At 71.7% G+C, this 24,831-nt stretch carries 23 protein-coding genes; 15 read left to right on the top strand and 8 right to left on the bottom strand.

Translation table 11 applies throughout. From position 1 onward, the window contains the following. Positions 1 to 3 precede the first annotated feature (3 nt). Together FB453_RS14695 and FB453_RS14690 are read left to right on the top strand one after the other, a co-directional pair. Positions 4 to 1,461, top strand: coding sequence for a serine/threonine-protein kinase (locus tag FB453_RS14695; RefSeq protein WP_145790637.1), 1,458 nt, complete (start codon positions 4 to 6; stop codon positions 1,459 to 1,461). Between the two features lie 33 nt (positions 1,462 to 1,494). Continuing rightward, a complete protein-coding gene (locus FB453_RS14690) occupies positions 1,495 to 2,136 on the top strand; it encodes a histidine phosphatase family protein (protein WP_145790635.1) in 642 nt (213 codons plus the stop codon). Here FB453_RS14690 and FB453_RS14685 read toward each other — a convergent pair. From FB453_RS14685 to FB453_RS14670, 4 genes are read right to left on the bottom strand one after another with little or no spacing between them, the layout of a single operon-like run. Further along, positions 2,126 to 2,650, bottom strand: a complete 525-nt coding sequence (locus FB453_RS14685) for a GNAT family N-acetyltransferase (protein WP_112589674.1) — start codon at positions 2,648 to 2,650, stop codon at positions 2,126 to 2,128. The genes FB453_RS14690 and FB453_RS14685 overlap by 11 nt on opposite strands. Before the next feature lie 9 nt (positions 2,651 to 2,659). After that, positions 2,660 to 3,160: a DinB family protein gene (locus FB453_RS14680; RefSeq protein WP_145790633.1), complete on the bottom strand. Its 501-nt coding sequence runs from the start codon at positions 3,158 to 3,160 to the stop codon at positions 2,660 to 2,662. A gap of 39 nt (positions 3,161 to 3,199) precedes the next feature. Continuing rightward, on the bottom strand, positions 3,200 to 4,033 hold the full coding sequence (locus tag FB453_RS14675; protein ID WP_145790631.1) for an MOSC domain-containing protein: 834 nt from the start codon (positions 4,031 to 4,033) through the stop codon (positions 3,200 to 3,202). 9 nt (positions 4,034 to 4,042) lie between these two features. Beyond that, positions 4,043 to 4,855 carry a nitrilase-related carbon-nitrogen hydrolase gene (locus tag FB453_RS14670; RefSeq protein WP_145790629.1) on the bottom strand — a complete coding sequence of 271 codons (813 nt, stop codon included), beginning with the start codon at positions 4,853 to 4,855 and terminating at the stop codon, positions 4,043 to 4,045. Between FB453_RS14670 and FB453_RS14665 the strand changes: the two genes are divergently transcribed. The 5 genes from FB453_RS14665 to FB453_RS14645 all read left to right on the top strand — a co-directional run bounded on the left by FB453_RS14665 (position 4,854) and on the right by FB453_RS14645 (position 9,904). After that, on the top strand, positions 4,854 to 5,636 hold the full coding sequence (locus FB453_RS14665; protein ID WP_091406700.1) for a DedA family protein: 783 nt from the start codon (positions 4,854 to 4,856) through the stop codon (positions 5,634 to 5,636). The genes FB453_RS14670 and FB453_RS14665 overlap by 2 nt on opposite strands. A 102-nt stretch (positions 5,637 to 5,738) precedes the next feature. After that, positions 5,739 to 6,917 carry a sensor histidine kinase gene (locus FB453_RS14660; protein ID WP_486480269.1) on the top strand — a complete coding sequence of 393 codons (1,179 nt, stop codon included), beginning with the start codon at positions 5,739 to 5,741 and terminating at the stop codon, positions 6,915 to 6,917. Further along, positions 6,908 to 7,552 carry a response regulator gene (locus FB453_RS14655; protein ID WP_112602516.1) on the top strand — a complete coding sequence of 215 codons (645 nt, stop codon included), beginning with the start codon at positions 6,908 to 6,910 and terminating at the stop codon, positions 7,550 to 7,552. The genes FB453_RS14660 and FB453_RS14655 overlap by 10 nt, the downstream gene beginning before the upstream one ends. An 819-nt stretch (positions 7,553 to 8,371) precedes the next feature. Further along, positions 8,372 to 8,938 (top strand): hypothetical protein, encoded by a 567-nt coding sequence (locus FB453_RS14650; protein WP_145790627.1) that lies wholly within the window; start codon positions 8,372 to 8,374, stop codon positions 8,936 to 8,938. A 546-nt stretch (positions 8,939 to 9,484) separates the two neighbouring features. Next, positions 9,485 to 9,904 (top strand): protein-tyrosine phosphatase family protein, encoded by a 420-nt coding sequence (locus FB453_RS14645; RefSeq protein WP_091406692.1) that lies wholly within the window; start codon positions 9,485 to 9,487, stop codon positions 9,902 to 9,904. Between the two features lie 155 nt (positions 9,905 to 10,059). Here the strand turns inward: FB453_RS14645 and FB453_RS14640 are convergent, their stop codons facing one another. Beyond that, on the bottom strand, positions 10,060 to 12,354 hold the full coding sequence (locus FB453_RS14640) for an excinuclease ABC subunit UvrA (RefSeq protein WP_145790625.1): 2,295 nt from the start codon (positions 12,352 to 12,354) through the stop codon (positions 10,060 to 10,062). 166 nt (positions 12,355 to 12,520) lie between these two features. Between FB453_RS14640 and FB453_RS14635 the strand changes: the two genes are divergently transcribed. The 3 genes from FB453_RS14635 to FB453_RS14625 all read left to right on the top strand — a co-directional run bounded on the left by FB453_RS14635 (position 12,521) and on the right by FB453_RS14625 (position 15,424). Continuing rightward, entirely contained in the window at positions 12,521 to 13,249 is a 729-nt protein-coding gene (locus FB453_RS14635; protein WP_222431351.1) for a MerR family transcriptional regulator, read from the top strand. A 47-nt stretch (positions 13,250 to 13,296) separates the two neighbouring features. Continuing rightward, a complete protein-coding gene (locus tag FB453_RS14630; protein WP_145790620.1) occupies positions 13,297 to 14,505 on the top strand; it encodes a D-alanyl-D-alanine carboxypeptidase family protein in 1,209 nt (402 codons plus the stop codon). 70 nt (positions 14,506 to 14,575) lie between these two features. Then, positions 14,576 to 15,424, top strand: coding sequence for a peptidylprolyl isomerase (locus tag FB453_RS14625; protein WP_486480268.1), 849 nt, complete (start codon positions 14,576 to 14,578; stop codon positions 15,422 to 15,424). A 135-nt stretch (positions 15,425 to 15,559) separates the two neighbouring features. On the opposite strand, the gene FB453_RS14620 is transcribed toward FB453_RS14625, so the two are convergent. Then, entirely contained in the window at positions 15,560 to 16,597 is a 1,038-nt protein-coding gene (locus tag FB453_RS14620; protein ID WP_112587802.1) for a LacI family DNA-binding transcriptional regulator, read from the bottom strand. Positions 16,598 to 16,836: 239 nt separating this feature from the next. Between FB453_RS14620 and FB453_RS14615 the strand changes: the two genes are divergently transcribed. Continuing rightward, positions 16,837 to 17,679 (top strand): M15 family metallopeptidase, encoded by an 843-nt coding sequence (locus tag FB453_RS14615; protein WP_486480267.1) that lies wholly within the window; start codon positions 16,837 to 16,839, stop codon positions 17,677 to 17,679. A 77-nt stretch (positions 17,680 to 17,756) separates the two neighbouring features. After that, positions 17,757 to 18,263, top strand: a complete 507-nt coding sequence (locus FB453_RS14610; RefSeq protein WP_112587800.1) for a DinB family protein — start codon at positions 17,757 to 17,759, stop codon at positions 18,261 to 18,263. A 17-nt stretch (positions 18,264 to 18,280) separates the two neighbouring features. Here FB453_RS14610 and FB453_RS14605 read toward each other — a convergent pair whose 3' ends face one another. Continuing rightward, positions 18,281 to 19,468 (bottom strand): spore photoproduct lyase family protein, encoded by a 1,188-nt coding sequence (locus FB453_RS14605; protein WP_186718278.1) that lies wholly within the window; start codon positions 19,466 to 19,468, stop codon positions 18,281 to 18,283. Positions 19,469 to 19,626: 158 nt separating this feature from the next. Here FB453_RS14605 and FB453_RS14600 point away from each other — a divergent pair, with 158 nt between their 5' ends. Both FB453_RS14600 and FB453_RS14595 read left to right on the top strand, forming a co-directional pair. Beyond that, on the top strand, positions 19,627 to 20,934 hold the full coding sequence (locus FB453_RS14600; RefSeq protein WP_258397781.1) for an RICIN domain-containing protein: 1,308 nt from the start codon (positions 19,627 to 19,629) through the stop codon (positions 20,932 to 20,934). Positions 20,935 to 20,957: 23 nt separating this feature from the next. After that, positions 20,958 to 21,419, top strand: coding sequence for a hypothetical protein (locus FB453_RS14595; RefSeq protein WP_112587798.1), 462 nt, complete (start codon positions 20,958 to 20,960; stop codon positions 21,417 to 21,419). On the opposite strand, the gene FB453_RS14590 is transcribed toward FB453_RS14595, so the two are convergent. Further along, positions 21,407 to 22,366 (bottom strand): helix-turn-helix transcriptional regulator, encoded by a 960-nt coding sequence (locus FB453_RS14590; protein ID WP_145790618.1) that lies wholly within the window; start codon positions 22,364 to 22,366, stop codon positions 21,407 to 21,409. The genes FB453_RS14595 and FB453_RS14590 overlap by 13 nt on opposite strands. A gap of 182 nt (positions 22,367 to 22,548) precedes the next feature. Between FB453_RS14590 and FB453_RS14585 the strand changes: the two genes are divergently transcribed. After that, positions 22,549 to 24,546 (top strand): elongation factor G, encoded by a 1,998-nt coding sequence (locus tag FB453_RS14585; protein ID WP_145790616.1) that lies wholly within the window; start codon positions 22,549 to 22,551, stop codon positions 24,544 to 24,546. The last annotated feature ends 285 nt before the right edge of the window (positions 24,547 to 24,831 follow it).

Genomic DNA, 24,831 nt, shown 5'->3' with positions numbered 1-24,831 from the left:
GCCATGTCACCGCTCACGCCCACTCTCCGCCTCCACGACCGCTACGTACTGCACGAGCGGATCGGTCTCGGTGGCATGTCCGAGGTGTGGCGAGGCGACGACGAGGTGCTCGGCCGGCCGGTCGCGATCAAGGTGCTCGCCGGGCAGTTCGCCACCGACCCACAGCTGCGGGCCACCATCCAACGCGAGGCCCGCGCGGCCGCCCGGCTGACCCACCCGCACGTGACCCAGGTGTACGACTACGCCGAGGCGACCCTTGCCGGCGGCGTAGTGGTCCCGTACCTGGTGATGGAGCTCGTCGACGGTCACAACCTGGCCGACCGACTGCGGACCGGGCCCCTGCCCTGGCCGGAGGCGGTCCGGGTGGCCGGGCAAATCGCCGCCGCGCTGGCCGCCGCGCACCGCATCGGCGTCGTGCACCGCGACGTCAAGCCCGGCAACGTCATGCTCACCGATACCGGCGCCAAGGTGCTCGACTTCGGCATCGCCGCGCTCGGCGGCCTCGACAGCCAGTCCGGCGAACCGCTGATGGGCACCCCCGCCTACTTCGCCCCGGAGCGGCTGACCGCCGGCCCGCCCGACCCGGCGAGCGACGTGTACGCCCTCGGCGCACTGCTCTACCGCACCCTCACCGGGCAGGCGCCACTGCCCGTGCAGAGCTGGGAGGACGCGCTGGAGGTGCACCGGCGGGGCACCCCGGTGCCGCCGCTGCGGGTGCCCGGCCTTCCCGCCGACATCGCCGAGCTGACCGTCGCCTGCCTGGCCGCCAACCCGGCTGACCGGCCGAGCGCCGCGCATCTGGCCCGCCGCTTCGGCGCCGGTCAGCCGGTCGAGCCACCCACCGAACTGCTGCGCGTCCGGCCGGCCGCCCACCCGCCCACCCTGATCGACCGGTCGGTGGTGGCCCGCCCCGTCCCGGCAACCGCCGCGCCGGCCCGACGCCGGTCGCGTCGGCCCCTCGCCGCGCTCGTCGCGGCCGTGCTCGCCATGCTGATCGGCGTCGGCGTCCTGCTCGCGGAGGATCCGTTCGGCAACCCGGGCACACCCGACCCGGCCGAGATCGCCGCCGCGCCGTCGACCTCGGCACCGGCTCCCGCGCCCACGACGCACTCGCCGACGCCGACCGCACCGTCCTCGCCACCCCCCGCCGCCAGCACCGCGCCCTCGACCGTCGGGCAGCAGCTACCGGTCAGCTTCCGGGAGGTGAGCAGCGAGTTCGCCGCCGTCCTCGCCACAGCGGTCGCCCGCGGTGACGTCGAACGGAAGACCGCCGAAGATCTGCGCGACGACCTCGCCGACCTCAACCGCCGGACCAGGGACCGCGCCGAGCGTGTCGCCGACCTACGGGACCACATCGCCGAGCTGGTGCGGCGGCACCGCCTACCAGCGCAGACGGGCGCGAAACTGGACGCTCTGCTCGCCCGGGCCGACAGCTTCTCCACCAGCCGTACGGACGACTGATACCTCTGTCGATACCGCTGGCATGATGTCCCGATGCGGACACGTCTGATCTTCGTGCGACACGGCGAGTCGGTCCACCAGCTCGAAGGAATCGTCGGTGGGCCACGTGGCTGTCGGGGCCTCACCGCCCTCGGCCACGAGCAGGCACACGACCTGGCCAACCGGCTCGCTGGCGAGGTCGCCGCCGACGGGCCGGTGGCGGTCTACTCGTCCGTGCTGCGCAGGGCCGTCGAGACCGCGCAACCGATCGGCGCGGCCTTCGGCGTCCGGCCGGTGGCCGACTGTGGTCTCTGCACCTGGCACACACCCCCGTACGCCGACGGTCTGCCGACCGCCCTCTTCCGCACCGACCACGCGGTGGCGGGTGGCGGCGTGTTCCGACCGTTCGAGGAGGGCAACGAGAGCTGGGCCGAACTGGTGGTCCGCGTCAGCCGCGCGATCATGGAGATCGCCCACCGGCACCGGGGCTCCACAGTGGTCCTGGTCGGCCACAGCGAGACCGTCGAGGGCGCCTTCCACGCGCTCGGCGCGCAGCCGGTCTTCCGGGCGTTCGACCTGGATGTGGCCCCGGCCTCGATCACCGAATGGACCACCGACCACGACCCCGGCGGTTGGCCGCCGGCCCGCTGGACGCTGCGCCGCTTCGCCGACACCGGGGGGTGGGCTAGAGCGTGATCCAGTACCGCCGGGCTGGGCCGAGTTCGGTGTCTCGGATGTCCTCGAGGACGCCGCCGAGGCGTTCGATCGTCTTCGCCGACGCGGTGTTGTCCGCCTCGCAGGCGAGCAGCACCCGATCCAACCCGAGCGCTCGGGCCTCGCCGAGCATCCGGTCCAGTGCCCAGGTCGCCAGCCCGCGGCGGCGGGCGGACGGGCGGATGCCGTATCCGATGTGTCCGCCAACCCGCAACAGGTAGTCGTCGAGTTCGTGTCGCAGCGCGATTCCGCCGAGCACCCGGTCGTCCTCGACGATCCATCGGTACGTGCACCGCACCCGACTATCCTCCAGCGGCCCGTCTGGACCCGACCGGTCGGCCAGCCGGGTAACCCAGGTCGCGAACCCGTCCGGCGAGCGCACCTCGTCGGTCGACTGCAGACCGAAACCGTCCTCGTGGAGGCCGGGACCCCACTCGTCGTGCGCCTCCAGCCAGGCGGCGTGCAGGCGGACGGCGGGCGCGACCAGCTTGGGCATGCGGCGGTGCTAGTCGGCGGCCAGGATCTGCTCGCGCAGGATCTCCGCGTGCCCGCAGTGCTGGGCAAGCTCGCGCAGCACGTGCAGGTAGACCCAGCGCAGCGGCAGCGGGCCGCGCCGGTTGCCGCGAAGCAGGTCGTCGAGGCCCAGGCTGGACGTGGCGCGGCGGGAGGCTTCGCAGGCTTCCCGGTGGGCGCGCTGGACGGTGGCGATCGTGTCGCCGTCGTCGAGGATGAACGACTCGTCCGGCGTGGCCGGGATGCCGATCTCGGCGCGTGACCGGCGCGTGACGGCCTCGTCGAACCAGACCTTCTCCACGAACGCGGCGTGCTTCACCAGACCCAGTAGCGTCGTCCGGGACGGCACCAACGACCGGCGCGCCTGCTCCTCGGTCAGCCCGTCCAGGTAGCCGTTGAGCGCCCTGCGGTGCTCGTCGATGAACGCCTCGAACTGTGCCTGAGCTGACTGGCCGACGACATCATCGGCGAAGGTCGGAGGAAAGGCGGTCATTCCCGAAGCATTTCAAGGTCGTCGCCGCCGCGCAAACACTCATGGGTCGACCGTAACCTGGTCGCCGTCCGCCACCCGCCCGGACCGGACCACGGTGGCGTACGCGCCGACACACGGCTGGGGACCCATTCCTGGTAGGGGTTCGATCCGGTTGAGCCGGGCGGGCACCCGCAGCGCCTCGGTCTCGCGGGGCAGCGGGCCGTGTGCGAGCGTGGGCACCGCGCAGCGCGGCGTCGGGGCGAGCACGGCAAGCACCAGATCCGGGCCGACGCGCAGTTCCCGGCCGACCCAGCCGTTCTCGGCGAAGGCATCCGTGCCCGTGTCGAGCACCAGGTTGGGCCGGTAGCGTTGCACCGTCCCCGCCCCGGGCGGCAGCTGCCCGGCGATCCGGTCCAGGGTCGCGGTGGTGACCAGGTGGATCGGAGCGAAGTCGAAGAAGGTGCCGGGCAGCACCGACCCGAGCCGGCTCTCGTCGGCCGGGACCTCGTCGGTGAGGCCGGCGGCGAGCACCGCCTCCGGATGCGAGCGCAGCAGGGTGGCGCCGGGCGGTACGGCGTCGATGAGGGTCACCGGGCGGCCGACCGCAGCGCTGAGCGCCGTGTCGATGTCGGGGTCCTCGACCGACAGGTGTCTGCCGTGGGGCACTGTGATCCGTACCGGATCGGTCACCCCGCCGGTCGCTCGTAGCGTGAGCAGGTCGCGCCAGCGATGGGGTTGCTTGGCGCTGGCCACCCGTCCACTGGCCCGATCCAGCAGCGCCAGCACGCGGTCACCCGCGACGCCGGTCTCGCCGATGTCGGCGGCCGAGGTCCGCTCTCCGAGCAGTGACTTCACCGGGTACCGCCGCAGCTGCACGACTCGTCCGGAGATCATTCCGTCACCCTAACCGCGCCCGCCGCCGCCCCGGTCGGGCGACGTGAGGCTGGCACTGACCGACTCGCCCGGGTCGGTGCCCGCGCGGGCGTACTCCACGCCGTCCGGCGTCCAGACGCCCGACCACCCCGCCGCCTCGGTGTAACCACCGCCGGTCGACCCGGCGAAGCTCGCCACCGCCACCCAGACCCGGTGCGCGGTGGTGATCCGGTGCACCCGCTGGTCTATCACGGCGGCGTCGCGGGCCGACTCCAGGACGCCCGCCGCGTACACGTCGATCCCGAGCGCGGCCGTCCGGTCCGCGTGCGCGGCCACGCCGGTGTCCTTGCAGATCGCCAGCCCCACCCGCCAACCGTCCACATCGAGCACGACCGGGGCATCGCCCGGCCGGAACCGGCGGGCCTCCGCGTCCCCCAGCCACATCTTCCGGTACGCCACCGTCGCACCGCCACCGGTCACCGCCAGCATCGCTATGTGGTCGCCGGTGACCGGCGCACCGGCCAGGGCCAGCGCACCCGCCTCGGCGCACGCCTCGACCAGCGGCGCCAACCGCGGGTCGTCGACCGACACGACCGGCGCTTCCAACTCGTACCCGGTCAGCGACAGCTCCGGAAAGACCACCAACCGGGCGCGCGCCGCGCGGACCGCGGCGGCGTGCGCCCGCGCGTTTGCCGCGACATCCAGGGGTACGCACGGCGGCTGGACCACCGCGAGCCGCAGCGGGGTGCGGCTTTCCGCACCCCCACCGGTGTGGTCGACCCGCGCGGTCGGGCGGTCGGCCCCATGGTCGACTCTCAGGATGACTTCGTAACGTGGGCGCATGATTCGAACGTCCCACGCCGTGTTCGCCACCGGAACCCCCGCCGCCGCAGCGGAACCACCACAGGACGGGATCGTCGGCTACGTCACTGACCTGGTGGAACGACTCGGCGGGCCGGGTGCCGGTCTGGCAGTGGCGTTGGAGAACCTCTTCCCGCCGATCCCCAGTGAGGTGATCCTGCCGCTGGCCGGGTTCGTCGCCGCGCAGGGACGGATGAGTCTGGTCGGTGCGATCTTCTGGACCACGCTGGGTTCGGTGGTGGGCGCGCTCGCGCTCTACCTGATCGGCGCGGCCCTGGGGCGCGACCGGATGCGCGCCATCGTCTCCCGGCTTCCGCTGGTCAAGCTCAGCGACGTGGACCGGACCGAGGCGTGGTTCCTGCGGCACGGTGTGAAGGCGGTCTTCTTCGGCCGGATGATTCCGATCTTCCGCAGCCTGATCTCCATTCCGGCCGGCGTGGAGCGGATGCCGGTGACCACGTTCCTGCTCTACACCACGCTGGGCAGCCTGATCTGGAACACCACCTTCGTGCTCGCCGGCTACCTGCTGGGCGACAACTGGCACCTCGTCGAGGGCTACGTCGGCACGCTACAGAAAGTGGTGATCGTGGTCTGCGTGGCGGCGGCCGCCTGGTTCGTCGGGTCCCGCGTGCTGAAGGCCCGCCGCGCCGCCCGCAACCCCGAGCCGACCGAACCCGAGCAGAGCGCACTGAACGGGATGCCCGACCCGGGCGGTCGCGGCACCCTCTACCGAAGCGGATCGTGGGCCTCGGACGAACGCTAGCCAGCCCTCTTCTGGTTTCCTTTGCTCTGCTGCCCCCTCATGCGCCACCCGGGGTCGCCTGCGGGCGGGTCAGATGACGCAGAGCAAAAGGAAGCAGACTCGGTGCGGAAGGCGGGCGAGATGGTGGGGGAGCGGCGAACCGGCAGGTGGTGGCTTCGGCTCCGGCTGCCGCTCGGCGTCGCCGTCGGAATCGTGACGGCCGCCGTCGAGTTCGTCTTCCTCGCCGTCGCGACCGTCGCATCCAGCGTGCGCGCGGTAGCGCCTGCGGCCGGCCGTCGCGTTGCTGGCCTGACCGACCGGTACGGGGAGCGGCTGGTGCGGATGGAACATCGCCGCCTCGCCGGGCTGCTCGCCGCGGAGGATCTGCCCGGGCCGAACACCGTGGCGACCCGGCGGCAGCTCGGCTACCTGGCCGCCCGACTGTTACCCGGCACGCTCGGCCTGCTGGCGTACGCCGTGCTCGGCGTTGGCGTGGTGCTGGCCGGGATCGTGCTGCGCGCGGCGGTGCGCGGAGAGCTGACCCTCCTCGACGCCCTGTCCCAGATCGCCGTCGGGGCGGTGCTGTTACTGCTCAACGTTCAGGCCGTTGCCAGCATCGCCGCGCTGGACATCCGGCTGGCGCGACGACTGCTCGGGCCGGGAAGTCGGGCCGAGCTGACGCGGCGCGTCCATGAGCTGACCACCAGTCGGGCCGGGGTCATCGCCGCTGTCGACGCCGAACGGCAGCGCATCGAACGCGATCTGCATGACGGCCTTCAACAGCGGCTGGTCGCCCTCGGCATGCTGCTCGGCCGGGCCCGGCGCGCCCACGACGCCGATCGCACACACGCACTGCTCGCCCAGGCCCACGAGGATGTGCAGCGGGCCATCGAAGAGTTGCGCGAGGTGGCGTGGCGGGTCTACCCGTCAGCGCTGGACGACAGCGATCTGGGCGAGGTCCTGGCCATCGTCGCCCGCGGATCCGAGGTGCCGGTGCGGATCCGCTGCGAGCTGCCGGTCCGCCCCGAGCGGCAGGTCGAGACGGTGCTGTATTTCGTGGCCTGCGAGGCGCTCACCAACGCCGCGAAACACGCCGCCGCTACCCTGGTCACGGTCGATATCGGAGTACGGGATGGGTGGATCCGGATGCGCGTACATGACGACGGCGTCGGCGGGGCGGACCCGACCGGACGCGGGTTGTCCGGGCTCGCGCGACGGGTCGCCGCGCTGGACGGCCGGCTGCTGGTGACCAGCCCGGCCGGCGGTCCGACGACAGTACTGGCGCAGCTGCCGTGCGACTAGTCCTCGCCGAAGACTCGACACTGCTCCGGGAGGGCCTGACGCGGCTGCTCGCCGACGAGGACCACGAGGTGCTCGCGGCGGTCGGGACCGCCGACCAGCTTGTCGAGGCGGTCGAACAATCCCGTCCCGACGTGGTCGTCACCGACGTCCGGATGCCACCCAACCACACCGATGACGGGCTACGGGCCGCCCTGGAGATCCGTCGTCGGTGGCCCGACACCGGCGTCCTCGTGCTCTCCCAGTACGTGGAGCGGCGTTACGCCGGGCGGCTGCTCGCGGACCGTCCCGAGGGAGTCGGCTACCTCCTCAAGGACCGAGTCGCCCAGGTGGACGACTTCCTCGACGCACTCGACCGGGTCGCCGCCGGAGGCACCGCCCTCGACCCGGAGGTGGTCCGTCAGGTGGTGGCCGGCTCGGACCGGCCCGACCCGTTCGGTCGGCTCACGCCCCGGGAACGGGACGTGTTGCACGAGATGGCCCAGGGGCACACGAATCTCGCCATCGCCCAGCGGCTGCATGTATCGCAGAGCGCGGTCGAGAAGCATGTCAACGCCATCTTCGACAAACTCGACCTCGCGCACACAACGGGCTACAGCCGACGAATCCTCGCAATCCTGCGCTACCTGGGCACCTGACCCGCCGAGGGCTCGTAGGCGGGCATACGGGCCGAGCCCGGCATGGGGGATCGGAGAGTCCGTGCACGGGCGTCCCGGGCCCGGGACGCGGGGATCGGAGGCCGGACACGGCGGGCCAGGCCGGGGTGCGGGGATCGGAGGCCGGACACGCGGGCCGGGCCGGGCCCAGCATGATCGACTCGGGTTTCATGAAGTCGGGGTGGTCCGGGCGTCCGGGATGCCCCGACTTCCGTGAACCCGAGTGGATCACGCGGGCGAGAGGCGATTCGACGCCTTGGGCCCGGTGTCATGTGGGTGCTTTGTCCGTTGGTGGGGGTTTGTGGGTGGTGACTGGGCGCACCCGTGGGCTGGAATCATGGCGGGGTCGGGGTCGTTACATACCCTGACGATCGCAGTACCACCGACCCGCCGCCCGACCCCTGAGGGCTGGTCGCGCAGGTTGGAATGCCAGCCTCCACCCGGTCGTTGCAGTCCCCACGAACGACCGCAGGCACCGCCTTGATGAGGGTGCCGACGGGTGGGCCAACCCCGGAATGACCTCGGTCCCCCGGTCGTTACAGTCCCCAGCGAACGACCGCAGGCACCGCCACGATGAGGGTGCCGATGGATGGGCCACCCCGGAATGACCCCGGCCCCCCGGTCGTTACACATGGACCCGGCGCCACGAGCCCCCGCTCGCAGGTTGCCGCCCGGCGCCCGACAGGGCGTCACCCCCAGACTTTCCCCCCTTGTTAGTGCAGCGCCGGACGAGGTGCTCACACCCATCACCGCCGCCCCCTTTGGCGGTGCGGGTGTTCTACCCCCGAAGGAGCTACCCCCATGAACACGATCTTCCGTAAGAGCATGCTGTCTGTTGCTGGTCTTGCGTTCGCCGGTGGTGTGTTCGCCGGCCCGATCGCCGCCCACGCCGCCACCCCGGCCGTGGATGCCAAGCCGGTTGCGGTTGCTGTGCAGTCGGCGGCGCCGAAGCCGCAGGGCGAGCAGTCCCGGATCAGCCTGAACGATGAGCAGACCGCGAACGTGAAGGCGATCATCGCCGCGACGAAGAAGGCCGGTCTGCCGGAGCGGGCCGCGGTGATCTCGATCGCGACGAGCCTGCAGGAGTCGAAGCTGGAGAATCTGGGTCACCTGGGCGACATGAACGACCACGACTCGCTGGGCCTGTTCCAGCAGCGCCCGAGTTCGGGTTGGGGTACGCCGGAGCAGATCACCGACCCGGAGTACTCGACGACCGCGTTCCTCAAGGGTTTGAAGCAGGTTGACGGGTGGCAGGACATGGCGCTGACCGACGCCGCGCAGACGGTGCAGGTGTCGGCGTACCCGGACGCCTACGCCCAGTGGGAGCAGCAGGCCACCGACCTGGTCGCCCAGCACTGGAACAGCTGACCCGCGCCACATCGCAGAACCAGCGCACTAAGCAACACAGCACGACACCGACCGCTGGCCGGCACCCCCAACCCGGGGTGCCGGCCAGCGGCACTTCCGTTTCCGTCCGGCAGGCACCTGGTCGCTGGTCGCTGGTCGCGGACGTCGCGACGCCGGCCGGGAGCGGACGCCGCGGCGCCGGGTGCCGTTTCCGTGGGACAAGCACCTGGTCGCTGATCTCGTGGGTTGCGGCCGAAGCGCGCCGCGATGGTGGGTGTCGTGGTCGCGAGGCGACCGACGTGCAGCCAGCGAGGGGACGGCGGCGGGACGGCCCGGCAGGTGCGGGAACAACGCGGGGTGCGGGCTGGTTGTGGACAGTGTCGGTGTGACTCAGTGTCCCCGGGCCTCACCTAATATCGCCTTCGCGGAATACCGTTCGGCTGGAGCCGCGTCGTGCCACTCGCCGAGAGGCGACCTGCACACCGACACCAGCGCCGCCCCCGGCCCACCGGCCGGGGGCGGCGCTGTCTGTGCTCATCCGTCAGAGCGTCGCGGCACAATGTCCGGGTGACTGACGCACAGCCGTGGTCCGAGCAGTCGGGCGTACTCGTACTCCCCAGTGGGGCGACGGTCCGCGGACGCCGCGTCGCTGCCGCGACCTCGCCCGCCGACTTCGCCGTGCTGCTGGCACCTGGTCCGGAGCCGGCCTGGCCGCACCGGCGGATCCGGTGGCCCGATTTCTGGGTGCCGCTCGACCGTGCCGAAGCCCTCGACGTCCTACGGGAGGCGCTGCGACGGGCCCACGACGGTGAACGTGTCGAGGTGGCCTGTCGGGGTGGGGTGGGTCGTACGGGAACGGCCCTGGCCGCGCTGGCGATCCTCGACGGTCTGCCGGTCGAGAGGGCGGTGCCGTGGGTGCGGGCCGGCTACCACCCGAAGGCGGTGGAGACCCCCTGGCAGCGGCGCTGGCTGCGCCGCGTCACCTGACACCGCCGCCGGAGCGCCGCCGGCCGGACCGCCGGTGCTCGTGCGGGCCACCCGTGACGCCGCGTCAGCCGGCCGCCGCCGTTGGAAACGCCGGACCACAGCCGCTCGTGCCGGCACCTCGCCGCTGTGCTCCGGCAGGTAGCGGGGCAGCGGTGTCAGCCCTGGCCGATCACCGCCGGGTCGTTGACGTACTCCCGGAGGTGCTTGGCGGTGAGGGTGTCGCCGGTGGCGACCAGCTCGGCCGGTGTGCCGGTGAAGACGATGCGGCCACCGTCGTGACCGGCACCGGGGCCGAGGTCGATGAGCCAGTCGGCGTGTGCCATGACCGCCTGGTGGTGCTCGATGACGATCACCGTGTTTCCGGCGTCGACCATCCGGTCGAGCAGGGCCAACAGTTGGTCCACGTCGGCCAGGTGCAGGCCCGTGGTCGGCTCGTCCAGGACGTACGTGGTGGTCTTCTCGGCCAGGTGGATGGCGAGTTTGAGTCGTTGCCGCTCCCCGCCGGACAGGGTGGTCAGTGGCTGGCCGAGGCTGAGGTAGCCCAGCCCGACGTCGACCAACCGGCCGAGGATGAGGTGCGCCGCCCCGCTGGGGAAGAACGCGTACGCCTCGGTGACCGACATGGTCAGCACCTCGTGGATGTTCTTGCCGCGCAGCGTGTACGTGAGCACCTCGTCGGTGAAGCGCCGCCCCTCGCACCGTTCGCAGACGCTCGCCACGCCGGCCATCATGGCCAGGTCGGTGTAGATGAGGCCGATTCCCTTGCAGGTCGGGCAGGCGCCCTCGGAGTTGGCGCTGAACAGCGCGGCCTTGACCCCGTTGGCCTTGGCGAAGGCGGTGCGGATCGGGTCGAGCAGCCCGCTGTAGGTGGCCGGGTTGCTGCGTCGTGAGCCACGGATCGGGGACTGGTCGACGATGACGACCCCGGACCGGCCGCGCAGCGACCCGTGGATCAGTGAACTCTTGCCGGAGCCGGCCACGCCGGTGACCACGGTGAGGACCCCGAGCGGGATGTCCACGTCCACGTCGTGCAGGTTGTGCAGGTCGGCCTGGCGGATGGCGAGTTGCCCGGTGGGTTGGCGTACCGCCTCGCGCACTGTCACCCGGTGGTCGAGGTGCCGCCCGGTGAGGGTGTCGGAGCGGCGCAGGCCGGGGATGTCGCCGGTGAAGCAGATCCGACCACCGTCGGTGCCGGCGCCTGGTCCGAGGTCGACCACGTGGTCGGCGATGGCGATGGTCTCCGGTTTGTGTTCCACCACCAGCACGGTGTTGCCCTTGTCGCGCAGCCGCAGCAGCAGGTCGTTCATCCGGGCGATGTCGTGCGGGTGCAGGCCGACGGTGGGTTCGTCGAAGACGTACGTGACGTCGGAGAGGCTGGAGCCGAGGTGGCGGACCATTTTCACCCGTTGCGCCTCGCCGCCGGAGAGGGTCGCCGACTCACGGTCCAGGCTGAGGTAGCCCAGACCGATCTCGACCAGGGAGTCCAGCAGGTCGCGAAGGTTGGCGACGAGCGGCGCGGCCCCCGGGTCGTCGACGGTGCGGACGAACGCGGCCAGGTCGCTGATCTGCATGGCCGAGCAGTCGGCGATGTTGAGCCCGGCGATCCGTGACGACAGCGCCGCCGCGTTGAGTCGGGTGCCGCCGCAGTCGCCGCAGCTGGTGAAGGTGACCGCCCGGTCGACGAAGGCGCGGATGTGCGGTTGCAGCGACTCGCGGTCCTTGGACAGGAGGAGCCGCTTGACCTTGACGGCCAGACCCTCGTACGTCCAGTTGTTGCTGCCCACCTTGATCTTGGTGGCCGGTTTGTGCAGGAAGTCCTCCCACTGTTGCGGGGTGAAGTCCTGGAGTTTGACGTCCGGGTCGAACAGGCCGGAGCCGACGATGGTCTGCCAGTACCAGGAGTCGACAGCGAAGTTGGGCACGGTGATCGCGCCGTCGTTGAGGGAGCGCTCGACGTCGACCAGCTCGTTGACGTCGAGGTCAGAGACCTCGCCCAGCCCTTCGCAGGTGGGGCACATGCCTTCGGGCAGGTTGAAGCTGAACGCCCCGGCGCCGCCGACGGACGGCTGGCCGAGCCGGCTGAAGAGGATCCGCAGCATGGCGTACGCGTCGGTGGCGGTGCCGACGGTGGAGCGGGAGTTGACCCCCATCCGTTCCTGGTCGACGACGATGGCCGCGCTGAGGTTGCGCAGCGAGTCGACGTCCGGACGGTTGAGGTTCGGCATGAACGACTGGAGGAACGCGCTGTAGGTCTCGTTGATCATGCGCTGGGACTCGGCGGCGATGGTGCCGAAGACCAGCGACGACTTGCCCGACCCGGAGACACCGGTGAAGACGGTCAGCCGGCGTTTGGGGATGTCGACCGAGACGTCGGCGAGATTGTTCTCCCGCGCCCCGCGTACCTCGATCATGTCGTGGCTGTCGGCGGCGGACCATGCTGGCTGCGACATACGAACCCTTCACGGAATCGTGGCGGGACCTCGCCCCGCCGAGCACTGGCGGGTTCCATTGTCTCATTCATCCCCATGTAGAGAGTTTCGCCGAGATCCCAGCGCAGGGCTCAGCAGCACGTCCGGGAAAGTCTCAAATCACGTCGTAAGCGGTACGGTGACTCGCGTGGACGTCGCCTCGAAGGATCGGCTGCGCGCCGTGGACCTGGCGGCCACCGTCGGGATCTCGGTGCAGCAGGTGCGCAACTACGTCGAGTTGGGGGTGCTGCCCCCGGTGCGCCGCACCGCCAGCGGCTACCGCATCTTCACCAGCGAGCACGCCCGGGCGCTGACCGTGGCGCGGCGGTTGGCCGAGGGGCACGGCTGGAGCCGTACCCGGGAGATCATGGCGGCGGTGCACACGGGTGACCTGCCGGCGGCCCTGGCGGCGCTCGACGGCGGCCATGCCGAGCTGGACCGGGAACGCGCCGAGATCCGCCGGGTGCTCGGCGCCTTCGAGACCGTGCTGGCCAGCCCACCGGCGGCCCGACCCGCGCCTCGCCACGGCGCCCGCATCGGAGAGGTCGCCGCCCTGGTCGGGGTCCGGACCTCGCAGCTGAGGCTGTGGGAGGAGCGCGAGCTGCTGCGGCCGGGCCGCACCCCGGGCACCAACTACCGGGTGTACGACGAGGCGGAGCTACGCGCGGCGCAGGTCATCGCGTTGCTGCGCCGGGGCGCGTACCCCTTTGAGATCATCGCCGCGGTGCTGGGCGAGCTGCGGACCACCGGCAGCGCCCAGCGGGTCCGCGCTGAGCTGGCCCGCCGCGAGCAGGAGCTGCACACCCGCAGCCTGCGCCGGCTGCGGGGCAGCGCCGCGCTGCACGACTACCTGCGCGGTCGCGGCGACGCGGGTTGACCGGCATCCCGTCCCGCGGGGCGATCCTCCTGACTAGGGTCGGGCACATGAGAGCTGCGCTGCTGGCGGCCACGACGTGCGCCGTCCTGCTCGCTCCGGTGCCGGTCGGTGCGGCGGGAGCGTCCGCCGCGCCGACGGTGCGCTGCCCCCGGGTCCCGGTGCCGGCGGCGTCCCGCCCACCCCGGCCGTCGCCCCCACCCGCTGTCCCCGAACAACGGATGGTCGGCGGCGCGGCGCTGGACACGGCCGGCCTGGTCATGCCGGCCGGCGTCGCCGCGCCGCCGAGGGTCACCGCCACGTCGTGGCTGGTCGCCGACCTGGACACCGGCCAGGTGCTCGGCGGGTGCGGCCCCCACGAGTACGGCACACCGGCGAGCGTGCAGAAGCTCCTGCTTGCCGCCACGATGCTGCCCAAGCTCGACCCGAAGCAGACGGTCACCGTCACCGACGCGGACATGAACATCGAACCCGGCTCCTCGGCCGTGGGCCTGGTCGCGGGCGGCCGGTACACCATCGAGACCATCTGGCTCGGGTTGCTGCTCAACTCCGGCAACGAGGCCGCCAACGCGCTGGCCCGACTCGGCAGCGGGACGGACAGCGCCGCGGGCGTGCGCGCCATGAACGAGCAGGCGCATCACCTCGGCGCGCTCCAGACGCACGCGGTCACCGCGTCCGGGCTGGACGGCAAGGGGCAGTTCACCAGCGCGTACGACCTGGCGCTGATCGCCCGGGCCTGCTTCGCCGAGCCGACCTTCCGCCGGTACGCGCTGACCGAGCAGACGTCGATTCCGGCGCAGCCGGCGCAACGCACCAAGGGCTTCGAGATCCAGAACGAGAACCAGCTCATCTACCGGTATCCGGGGGCGCTCGGCGGCAAGACCGGCTTCACCGACCTGGCCCGGCACACCTACGTGGGGGCGGCGGAACGCGGCGGACGGCGGTTGGTGGTGACCCTGCTGGGCGCCGAATCGGCACCGGCGCGCGGCTGGCAGCAGGGCGCGGCCCTCCTGGACTGGGGCTTCACGCTGCCCCGGGACGCCGCCGTGGGTCGACTGGTCGAGCCCGGCGAGCTGACCGCCGCCCCGTCGGCGGCGCCGTCCGTGCTGGCGGCACCCGGCGCGCCCCGACCGGCGGCGGCCAGCGGGCCTGCGCGTACCGGCTCGGAGTGGCTCTGGTCGGTGACCGCGGTGAGCGGCGCAACGGTGGTGGCGTTGTTGGGCGGCCTGCTGTGGCGGCGTCGCCGCCGGATGCCCTGACGGATCGACATCGGGCGCTACCCTCCATAGACTCCGGTCTTTCTGGCACCACCAGTCCAGGAGGATCCCTGTGTCGAGTGAACTCGAACCGCGCCCCGCAGTGGCGGCACCCCGCCGGCCGGTGCGCGCCCTGACCCGCCTCGCGGGGGTGACAGCGCTCGCCGGGGCGCTGGTGGTCGGCTCGTCCGCCACCGCGCTCGCCGCCCCGGGCCCGTCGGCCGACACGGTGCGCGTCTCCGCCGCGCCGCCCGCCGCTGCCGACGCCGCCACCCGACCACCGCGCACCACCCACGGTCCGTGCGCGTACACCGAGACCCCGGACGAACCAGCGGCCCGGCCGGTGCCGCTGCCGCCCGACCCGCGGCGCACCCCGGCCCGGGGCAGCGTCCGAGTGACAGTGGCGACCAACCACGGGCCGATCGGGCTGACAGTGGACCGGGCCGCCGCGCCGTGCACTGTGCAGAGCTTCCTGCACCTGGTGAACAAGCGGTTCTACGACCGCACCCCGTGCCACCGGCTCACCGCCTACCCGACGCTGAGCGTGCTGCAGTGCGGTGACCCGTCCGGCACCGGTGAGGGCGGCCCGGGCTACCGGTACCGCGACGAGTTGCCGACCGACCTGCCGCCCGCGCCCACCGACCCGACCGGGGAGCGCCGGGTGTACGCCCGGGGTGTGCTGGCCATGGCCAACGCCGGGCCGGACACCAACGGCAGCCAGTTCTTCCTGGTCTACGCCAACTCCGCGCTGCGCCCCAACTACACGATCTTCGGCGAGGTCGACGGGGCCGGCCTGGCCACGCTGGACCGGATCGCCGCCGGGGGAGTGGCCCCGACCGCCGAGGACCCGGCACCGGTCGACGGCGCGCCCGCGCTGCCGGTGACCATCCGCAAGGCCGTCCGCTGGCACCACCACCACTGACCGTGCGGCGCGGTGGGTGACAGTCGGTCGCTCACCGCGCCCACCGTCGGTGACTCTCGGTCGGGCCCGGCCTCGTCGGAATTTTCGGGAACGGACCGGAACCGGTCCAACCGGTTTCCGACGCAGTTCCGGCCGTCACGCCGAGGCGGGCGACCCGGTCAGCGGGGCGGCGGTGCTGTCCCGAACGACCAATTCGGTGGCGAGTTCCACCCGGGGCGAGTCGATGCCCTCGCCCTGGGCCAGGCGCAGCACGGTCCGGGCGGCCAACCGTCCCATCTCGACCAACGGTTGGCGCACGGTGGTCAGTGGCGGTGAGGCCCAGCGGGCTTCCGGCAGGTCGTCGAACCCCACCACGCTCACGTCGTCCGGCACGCGGAGCCCCCGGCGCCGGATGGCCTCGTAGACGCCGAAGGCCATCTGGTCGCTGGAGGCGAAGATGCCGGTCGGCGGGTCGGCGAGGTCGAGCAGAGCCGTCCCGCCAGAGAACCCGGAGGCGTGGTAGAAGTCGCCCGGGTAGATCAACGCATCGTCCACCGGCACCCCGGCGGCCTCCAGCCCGGCCCGATAACCGTCGAGCCGGGCCCGGCTGCACAGCAGGTGCGTCGGCCCGGCCACGAAACCGATGCGCCGGTGCCCGATCGCGAGCAGGTGTTCGGTCGCGGCGAGCCCGCCGGCCCAGTTGGTGGCGCCGATCGTCGGCACGTCCATGGCCGGCACCCCGGCCGGGTCCACGACCACCACCGGCACGTTGAGGCGACGCAGCTGCGCGTGCAGCGGCGGGCTCAGGTGCGAGGTCACGAAGATGACGCCGTCGGTGGCCCGGGTGCGCAGGTTCTGCAACCACTGCCGGGCCGCGGTGGGCTGCCGGTGGATCGCGGAGACCACAGTGCCGACGCCCGCGCCGTGCCCGACATCCTCCACACCCCGGATGATCTCCACGGCCCACGGGCTGTCCAGGTCGTTGAAGACCAGGTCGACGAGACCGGCACGGCGAACGCTGCGGCTGGTGCGACGCCGGTAGCCGTGGTGGCGCAACAACTCCTCGACCCGCTCCCGGGTGTCCGGGGCCACATCGGAGCGCCCGTTGAGCACCCGTGACACGGTCGGCACCGACACCCCGGCCTCCCGTGCGATCGCGGTGATGGTCACCCTGCGTCCGTCGTCCGCGCCCACCCGCGTCTCCTTCACCGAGCCGGAGGAACGACCGTCAGGCGTCGCCCACCGTGTGTCCCGAAACGGCGTGCCCGTTCCACGCGCCATCTTGCCTCACCGATGGGGGTTGACGACATGCCAGGTCGTTCGAAGGTTCGCTTGAGTTGCGGAAAAGTTCCGGAGTTTTTCCGGTTACTTTCGGTCTGCGGACCACATGGATCCTGGGATGGTTACCCCAACCGGGCTGATAGACAGGACTCGTGCGCTACCGCCTGGCCGTCGTGCTCGCGCTCGCCGCGCTGCTCGGCGGCTGCTCGCGGCCGGAGCCCCGCCCCGCGCCGGCCACGCCGCAGCCGACGTCGGCGAGCCCCACACCCGCGCCGACCCCGTCCACCTCCGTGGCAGCCCCACTGCCGGGGTTCGTGGTGCTGACCGACCTCGACCCGCGCATCCACGCCGACATCCGGTACGCCACCCCGCACAACTTCGTCGGCCGACCGATCACCGGCTACCGCGAGCCGCTGTGCCTGCTCACCCGGCAGGCGGCCGAGGCGTTGCGCCGCGTACAGGACGCCGCGCTGGCCGGTGGGCACAGCCTCAAGGTGTACGACTGCTACCGCCCGCAGCCGTCGGTGGACGACTTCGTCGCCTGGTCGAAGCACCCCGATGAGCAGCAGACCAAGGCCGAATTCTACCCGGACCTGGCCAAGAACCGGCTCTTCGCCGACGGTTACATCGGCGCGCCCACCGCGCACAGCCGCGGCAGCACAGTGGACCTGACACTGGTCGACGAGCCCGCCGCCAGCCAACCTCCGTACCGGGTCGGGCAACCGCTGGTCGCCTGCACCGCGCCGCTCGGGCAACGCTTCCCGGACAACAGCATCGACATGGGTACGGGCTTCGACTGTTTCGACTCGCGGGCGCACACCGCCGACCCCCGCATCACTTGGACGGCGCGGGACAACCGTCGGTTGTTGCAGCGTCTGATGACCGACGCCGGGTTCGTCAACTACGACCGCGAGTGGTGGCACTACAGCCTGCGCGACGAGCCGTACCCGGACACCTTCTTCGCCGCGCCCGTCGCCCGCTCGTCGGTCGGCTGACCGTCAGGTCCAGCCCCGCGGCCCTGAACCGTGTCCCGGCACCGCGGCCGCCCGTGCCATCCGGCATGATCGTTTCAATGACCACTGAACGGATCGGCCCCCCGGTTACCGGCGACGAGCGGGAGACGCTGCGCGCGTTCCTCGACTTTCACCGCGCCACGCTGGCCCTCAAGTGCGCGGGTTTGTCCGACGAGGACCTGCGCCGGCAGTCGATGCCGCCCTCCGCGCTGTCCCTGCTCGGCCTGGTGCGACACCTGGCCGAGGTGGAGCGCGCCTGGTTCCGGCGGGTCATCGACGGCGAGGACATCGGGTTGGTCTGGTCGGAGACCGGTGACTTCCAGCAGGCGTACGACGCCACCTCGGCCACCCGGGCAGAGGCGTTCGACGCCTGGGAGCGTGAGGTCGCGCATGCCCGCCGGATCGAGCGGGCGGCCGCGTCGCTCGACGTGACCGGCCTCAACGCCCGCTCCGGAGAGACCGTGTCACTGCGGCTGGTGATGCTGCACCTGATTCACGAGTACGCCCGGCACAACGGCCACGCCGATCTTCTCCGTGAGGGCGTCGACGGCACCGTCGGCGTCTAGCCCGCGAAAGGGACGCGTCAGGTCCAGTAGAGGATTCGGCAGGCGGGCACGCGGGCGGTGAGTTCGGCGGTGAACCAGTCGCGCAGCTCGGCCATCTGCTCACGCGGGTAGACGTACTTCACCGCGCCGAACTTGCCGTGCTTGCGGGTGCGGGACTCCTCGTCCATCTCCAGCCGGGTGCGCGGGTACCAGCCGAGCAGCACCTCCTTGCTGCCCGGCGTGAACCGGTGGGTGATCAGCTCGGCGGTCAGGTCGAGGTCCGGCACCCCGTCGACCGCCGAGCGGACCTGGTCGAGCAGTTCGCCGTAGCGCTCCCGCCAGTCCGGCAGCGCGATGATCGGCGCGATGGTCAGCCCGACCGGGTAGCCGTCGAGGGCGAGCCGGCGCAGCGCGGCCAGCCGGTCCGGCACCCGGGCGGTGCCACCCTCGAACCGAACGCTTACCGGGGCGCAGTTGACGCTGAAGCGGACCCGGGTCCGGCCGGCGTGCGGCAGCCCCACGAAGGTGTCCACGTCGGCGTACTTGGTGGTCCAGCGCAGTTGCACGGGGGCGTCCCAGTCGGCGAAGTGCTGCACCGCGCGCCGCCAACTGCCGGTCAGGTGCTCCAGGGCGAGCGGGTCGGTGTAACAGGACGCCTCGAAGGTGGTGCCCTCGTCGGCGCGTCGCGCGTTGCGGCTGGTCACCGTGCCGCGCCCGGCGTACGCGGCCAGCCCGGCGAGGATGTCGTCGAGGTCCGCGTACACCCGGGTCACCGGTGGGCCGGACAGGGATCCGGCGAGGTAGCAGTACTGGCAGTGCGCAGGGCAGCCCTCGGCCAGGTCGACCCGCCAGTCCGCGCTGGGTGCGATGGGTTGCAGGACGCGCCGCGAGGGTGGGCTCACCACGATCGCCATTGTCGACTTGGCCCGGGCGTAGGTCTCCCGGTCGGTCTGCCCGCGTACCCCGGTGAGCCGGTTGGCGCGCAGGTGTTCCACCTCGATGCCGAGCGCCCGCACCCGCTCGACGATCCGTTGGCCGTGCGGGTGGTCGAGCGCGGCGGGGGTGGCCACCACCCTGCTCGGGGTCCAGCGGCGCGCCGGCCGGGCCGGCGGCGCGAGGCCGGCCAGGTCGCGGGTCGGCACCCGTTCGCCGCTGGCGTCGTGCGGCGCGGCGGGTACGTCCACGGCGAGCGGCTGGTCGACGTCGACGGCGTCCGGGCTGGTCATCCGGCCGGGGTACCCGTTGCCGTAGGAATCCCACCCGATCCGCCGCCCCACGATTGACGCCGCCCAACCGGAACGCATAACCTCTCATCTATCTGTAAACCTTGTGAACAGATGCACATCGACGCGGCGGCGCGCGTCCCGACCGAAGGGACGATCAGGTGATCGCAGAACTCTCCTCCCGTACCAGACGGATCCTGTCGGCATTCGTCGCCCTGGTCGTCGCGTTGACCGCCGGTCTCGCGGTCAACGCCTCGCGCAGTGCGCAGGCCGCGCCGACATTCAAGGTCCTGGCCTTCTACAACGGCACCTGGGACGCCGCGCACATCGACTTCGTCAAGGACGCCCGGGCCTGGTTCCCGCAGGCCGCCGCCCAGCACGGTTTCTCCTGGGAGGCCACCAACAACTGGGGCCTGCTGAACACCGCCAACCTGGCCCAGTACAAGGTCGTCATGTTCCTGGACGACGCGCCGCCCACCGCGCAGCGGGCCGCGTTCCAGCAGTACATGCAGAACGGCGGGGCGTGGCTGGGCTTCCACGTCAGTGCGTGGACCGACAACCCGTCGAGCTGGAGCTGGTACTACAACACCTTCCTCGGCACCGGCTCGTTCCAGACGAACACCTGGGGACCCACCCGGGTCACGATGCGCGCCGACAACCGCACCCACGCCGCCACCCGGAACCTCCCGGCGACGTTCCCGTCGTCGATCAGCGAGTGGTACTCCTGGAGCAACGACCTGCGGCAGAACCCCAACATCGACATCCTCGCCTCGGTCGACCCGTCCAGCTTCCCGGTCGGCACGGACCCCAACCAGTCCTGGTACGGCGGCTACTACCCGCTGGTCTGGAGCAACCGGCAGTACAAGATGCTCTATGCCAACTTCGGCCACAACGCGATGAACTACAGCACCAACACCGGGCTGTCCTCCACCTTCGACAGCGCGCAACAGAACCAGCTGCTGATCGACGGGCTGCACTGGCTGGCGGGCGTCGGCACCGTCCCACCGACCACGCCCCCGCCGTCCGACGGCATCTCGCCGACCGCCTGGCACACAGTGGTCAACCGGGGCAACGGCAAGTGCGTGGACGCCCGGGCCGCGGCCAGCGCGAACGGCACCGCCATCCAGCAGTACGCGTGCAACAGCAGCACCGCGCAGCAGTACCAGTTCGCGCCGACCAGCGGCGGGTACCTGCGGGTCAACAACCGCAACAACAGCGCCCAGGTGCTCGACGTGACGAACCGGTCGACCGCCGACTCGGCGCCGATTCAGCTCTGGTCCTACAGCGGCGGAAACAACCAGCAGTGGCGGGCCGAGCCCGAGGGCGGCGGCTACTACCGCCTGGTCAACCGATCCAGCGGAAAGTGTCTCGACGTGCCGGGAGCGTCCACGGCGGACAGCGTCCAGCTCGTCCAGTACACCTGCAACGGCACCGCGGCGCAGTCCTTCCGGCTGGTGCCGCAGTCCTAGATCCGTCCCGGTAGCCTCCCGCCATGGCGATTCCCGACCGCGTGCCGATCGCGTACGAGCCCGACTACCACACTCGCAACATCGGCCGGTACGACAAGGGTCAGTTCTTCGGCTCCGTCACCGCCACGCTGGAGGATGGTGCCGGAGCCGAAGACGACTGGTATCGCCACAAGCGCTGGTACGCGGTGCTGCACCGGTTCGACGCCGACGGCGTGCACACCGACTCGGACATCTGGTTCGCCGGCACCAGCGAAGACGAGGAAGCCTCGGTCGATCGGGCCGAGGCTCGCCTCGTCGAATGGCTCGACGCGCTGCCCGGCCGGGTCTTCGGCGACATCTCGATCGGGCTGTTCCACGTCGAGGTCGACGGGCACGTCTTCGGGCTGGTCGACGGTTCAGCGGACTACGACGGCGAGGACCACGCCGAGTTCGTTCCGGACGAACTGGGCTTCGATCCGCCCTGGGACGGCCTCTACGACACCTGAGCGGCGCGAGCGAACCGGGCGGCGACGTCCCGGATGACGGCGCGCAGCTCCGGTGGGTCGAGCACGTCGAAATCGACAGCCAGGGTGCCGAGGAAGGCGGCGAGATTGCCCAGCGACTCGCCGCCCGTGTGCAGGAGGCAGGCCCGCTCGTCGATCGCCTCCAGCAGGCCCGCCGTGGTGGGGATCCGCTGCGCCATGGTCTCGGCCGAGGCGTGCAGGCGTACCCGGGCGGGGTGTGGCCAGGCCGCGGAGCCGACGCCGCGCAGCACGTGCGCGACCGCGTCGCCACCTGGCGGCTCCCGCGGGGCGAAGCGTGGGCCGGTCGGCACCCGGGGTTGGATCCGGTCGGCGCGGAACGTCCGCCAGTCGGCCCGGTCGGTGTCCCACCCCAGCAGGTACCACCGCCGCCCGGTGTAGACCAGACGGTACGGCTCGACGTCGCGCACGCTGACCGCGCCGTCATGGCCGGCGTAGTCGAACCGCAGCCGCTCCCGGCGGTGCGCGGCCGTGGAGACGGCGGTGAGCGTGTCGGCGTCCACTGTCGGGCCACCGCCGGCGGCGGAGACCGTCGCCGAGCGCAGGGCGTCCACCCGGTGCCGCAGCCGTGACGGCAGCGACTGCTCCAGCTTGGCCAGCGCCCGCAGTGAGGTCTCCTCGATGCCGGTCACCGAGCCGCCAGCCGCGGCCCGCAGCCCGACGGCCACCGCCACGGCCTCGTCGTCGTCGAGCAGCAGCGGTGGCAGCGCCGACCCGGCACCGAGCCGGTAGCCGCCGGCGACCCCCGGGTGTGACTCGATCTGGTAGCCCAGCACCCGCAGCCGCTCCACATCCGTGCGTACCGTGCGGGTGGTGACCGCGAGCCGTTCGGCCAGCTCCGCGCCGGACCACTCCCGGCGCACCTGCAGGAGAGTCAGCAACCGCAGCAGCCGCACCGAGGTCTCCACCATCCCGGTAAGTCTGCCAGCGACCACCGACGGGGTGTGGGAGCGCCGGTTATTCGGTTGCCCGACCCGACGACGGCCTGCTGAACTACCCGAAACCGCCACCAACCTCCAGGGAGCAACAATGCGCGCTGCGTCGATGTCCGACCAGAAGGGATCTGTCGCCTACCTGAAGGACCTGACGCTGCGTGAAAACCCTGAACCTCGGCATCCTGGCTCACGTCGATGCCGGTAAGACGAGCCTGACCGAGCGGCTGTTGCACGACGTTGGTGTGACCGACCAGCTCGGCCGGGTCGACGCGGGTAGCACCCAGACCGACACCCTGGCACTGGAACGGCAACGCGGGATCACCATCCGCTCGGCTGTCGTCTCCTTCGTGCTGGACGACGTGACCGTCAACCTGATCGACACGCCCGGTCACCCGGACTTCATCGCCGAGGTCGAGCGGGTGCTCGGTGTGCTCGACGGCGCGGTGCTGGTGGTCTCCGCGGTGGAGGGGGTGCAGCCGCAGACCCGGGTGCTGATGCGGACTCTGCGCCGGCTGCGCATCCCGACGCTGATCTTCATCAACAAGGTCGACCGGGCCGGGGCGGACCCCGAGCGGGTCTTCCAGGCGGTCGCGGAGAAGCTCACGCCGACCGTCGTGGCGATGGGCGCGGTGGCGATGCCGGGGACCCGCGGCGCCCACTGCACGACGTACGGCCCCACCGACCTCGCCTTCACCGACCGGCTGCTCGACCTGCTCACCGGCCAGGACGACGTGCTGCTCGCCGACTGGGTGGCGGACACGTCCTCGCTGCCGTACTCACGGCTACGCGCTACGTTGGCGACGCGGACCGGCCGCGCGCTGGTGCAGCCCGTGTACGCCGGCTCGGCGATCACAGGTGCCGGGGTGGACGCGCTGATCGCCGGGATCACCGAGCTGTTGCCCACCGTCCAGGGTGACGCCGACGCCCCGGTCTCCGGCACCGTGTTCGCCATCGAACGGGGTCCAGCCGGAGAGAAGATCTCCCTGGTCCGGCTCTTCGCCGGCACGATCCGGATTCGCGACCGGGTCGGCGTCGGCGCGGTCGACGCTGAGCTGGTCACTGCCGTACGAGTCGTCGCCCATGGGGCCGACGTGGTGGCGTCGGCGGTCGAAGCCGGCCACATCGCCCGGTTGTGGGGCCTCAAGCACGCTCGGATCGGCGACCCGGTGGGCGTACCACCCAGACGTGCCGGCACTGATCGCCACTTCGCGCCACCCACCCTGGAGACCGTGGTGGTGCCGACGCGCCCCGCCGACCGGGTCGCGCTGCACGCCTCGCTGATCCAGCTCGCTGAGCAGGACCCGCTCATCAACCTGCGGCAGGACGACCGGCGGCACGAGATCACCGTGTCGCTCTACGGCGAGGTGCAGAAGGAGGTCATCCAGGCCACCCTTGCCGACGATTTCGGCGTGGGGGTGACGTTCCGGGAGACCAGCACGGTGCACGTGGAGCGGGTGTGCGGCGTCGGTGAGGCGGTCGAGGTGATCGCGGTGGCGCCCAACCCGTTCCTGGCCACCGTCGGGCTGCGGATCGCGCCGACGCCGACCGGTGCCGGCGTGACCTTTCGACTCGGCGTCGAGCTGGGTTCGATGCCACCCGCCTTCTTCACCGCCGTGGAGGAGACCGTGCGCCGAACCCTGCGCCAGGGCCTTCACGGGTGGGAGGTCCCCGACTGCGAGGTGACGATGACCCACGCCAGTTACTGGGCGCGGCAGAGCCATTCCCACGGCACCTTCGACAAGAGCATGTCCAGCACGGCGGGGGACTTCCGCAATCTCACCCCGTTGGTGCTGATGGCCGCACTCGCCCGTGCCGGCACCCGGGTCCACCAGCCGGTACACCGCTTCCGGCTGGAGGTGCCGGGTGACGTCCTCGGCACGCTGCTGCCCGCGCTCACCCGGCTGGACGCGGTGCCGACCGACACCACCGGGCAGGGCGCGTCCTACCTGGTGCAGGGTGAAATCCCGGCCGGTCTGGTGCACGCGCTGGAGCGTCGCCTGCCTGCGCTGACCCGGGGGGAGGGCGTGCTGGAGACCGAGTTCGACTGCTACCGGCCGGTGCGTGGCCCCGCCCCCGTGCGGACCCGCTGGGACAACAATCCGCTGGATCGCAAGGAGTATCTGCTGGCGGTCGCGCGCCGGGTCGGCGGCCGGTAGCGGCGATATCCATTGCGGACGCGCCGCAGCCCTCCTACTGTCGTCGGTGCACGGTCAACCGAGCAACCCGGAGGGAGTACGCCATGTCGCGACGCGTCCGCACCGACGCCCGCTGGTGCCTGCTCCCTACCAACACCCCTTTGCAGCTCACCGCCAATACCCGTGCCTATTGCCCATCGCGGCGCAACGAGCCGGGGTGGCGCGACTGACGCCGACGCTGACGCGTCCGCCGGCCGCCCATCCCACCGGGATCGGGCGGCCCTTTCGTATCCGCGCACCGCCACT

It is taken from the genome of Micromonospora sp. CNZ322, assembly GCF_007827755.1.
The sequence above is the reverse complement of the archived record's forward strand: the minus strand, read 5'-3'. Positions and strand labels throughout refer to the sequence as shown.

Bases quoted from the DNA above. Each gene is read 5' to 3' on its own strand.
- FB453_RS14695 (WP_145790637.1), top strand. From the start codon at position 4: ATGTCACCGCTCACGCCCACTCTCCGCCTCCACGACCGCTACGTACTG.
- FB453_RS14690 (WP_145790635.1), top strand. From the start codon at position 1,495: ATGCGGACACGTCTGATCTTCGTGCGACACGGCGAGTCGGTCCACCAG.
- FB453_RS14685 (WP_112589674.1), bottom strand. From the start codon at position 2,650: ATGCCCAAGCTGGTCGCGCCCGCCGTCCGCCTGCACGCCGCCTGGCTG.
- FB453_RS14680 (WP_145790633.1), bottom strand. From the start codon at position 3,160: ATGACCGCCTTTCCTCCGACCTTCGCCGATGATGTCGTCGGCCAGTCA.
- FB453_RS14675 (WP_145790631.1), bottom strand. From the start codon at position 4,033: ATGATCTCCGGACGAGTCGTGCAGCTGCGGCGGTACCCGGTGAAGTCA.
- FB453_RS14665 (WP_091406700.1), top strand. From the start codon at position 4,854: ATGATTCGAACGTCCCACGCCGTGTTCGCCACCGGAACCCCCGCCGCC.
- FB453_RS14670 (WP_145790629.1), bottom strand. From the start codon at position 4,855: ATGCGCCCACGTTACGAAGTCATCCTGAGAGTCGACCATGGGGCCGAC.
- FB453_RS14650 (WP_145790627.1), top strand. From the start codon at position 8,372: ATGAACACGATCTTCCGTAAGAGCATGCTGTCTGTTGCTGGTCTTGCG.
- FB453_RS14640 (WP_145790625.1), bottom strand. From the start codon at position 12,354: ATGTCGCAGCCAGCATGGTCCGCCGCCGACAGCCACGACATGATCGAG.
- FB453_RS14630 (WP_145790620.1), top strand. From the start codon at position 13,297: ATGAGAGCTGCGCTGCTGGCGGCCACGACGTGCGCCGTCCTGCTCGCT.
- FB453_RS14610 (WP_112587800.1), top strand. From the start codon at position 17,757: ATGACCACTGAACGGATCGGCCCCCCGGTTACCGGCGACGAGCGGGAG.
- FB453_RS14605 (WP_186718278.1), bottom strand. From the start codon at position 19,468: ATGACCAGCCCGGACGCCGTCGACGTCGACCAGCCGCTCGCCGTGGAC.
- FB453_RS14595 (WP_112587798.1), top strand. From the start codon at position 20,958: ATGGCGATTCCCGACCGCGTGCCGATCGCGTACGAGCCCGACTACCAC.
- FB453_RS14590 (WP_145790618.1), bottom strand. From the start codon at position 22,366: ATGGTGGAGACCTCGGTGCGGCTGCTGCGGTTGCTGACTCTCCTGCAG.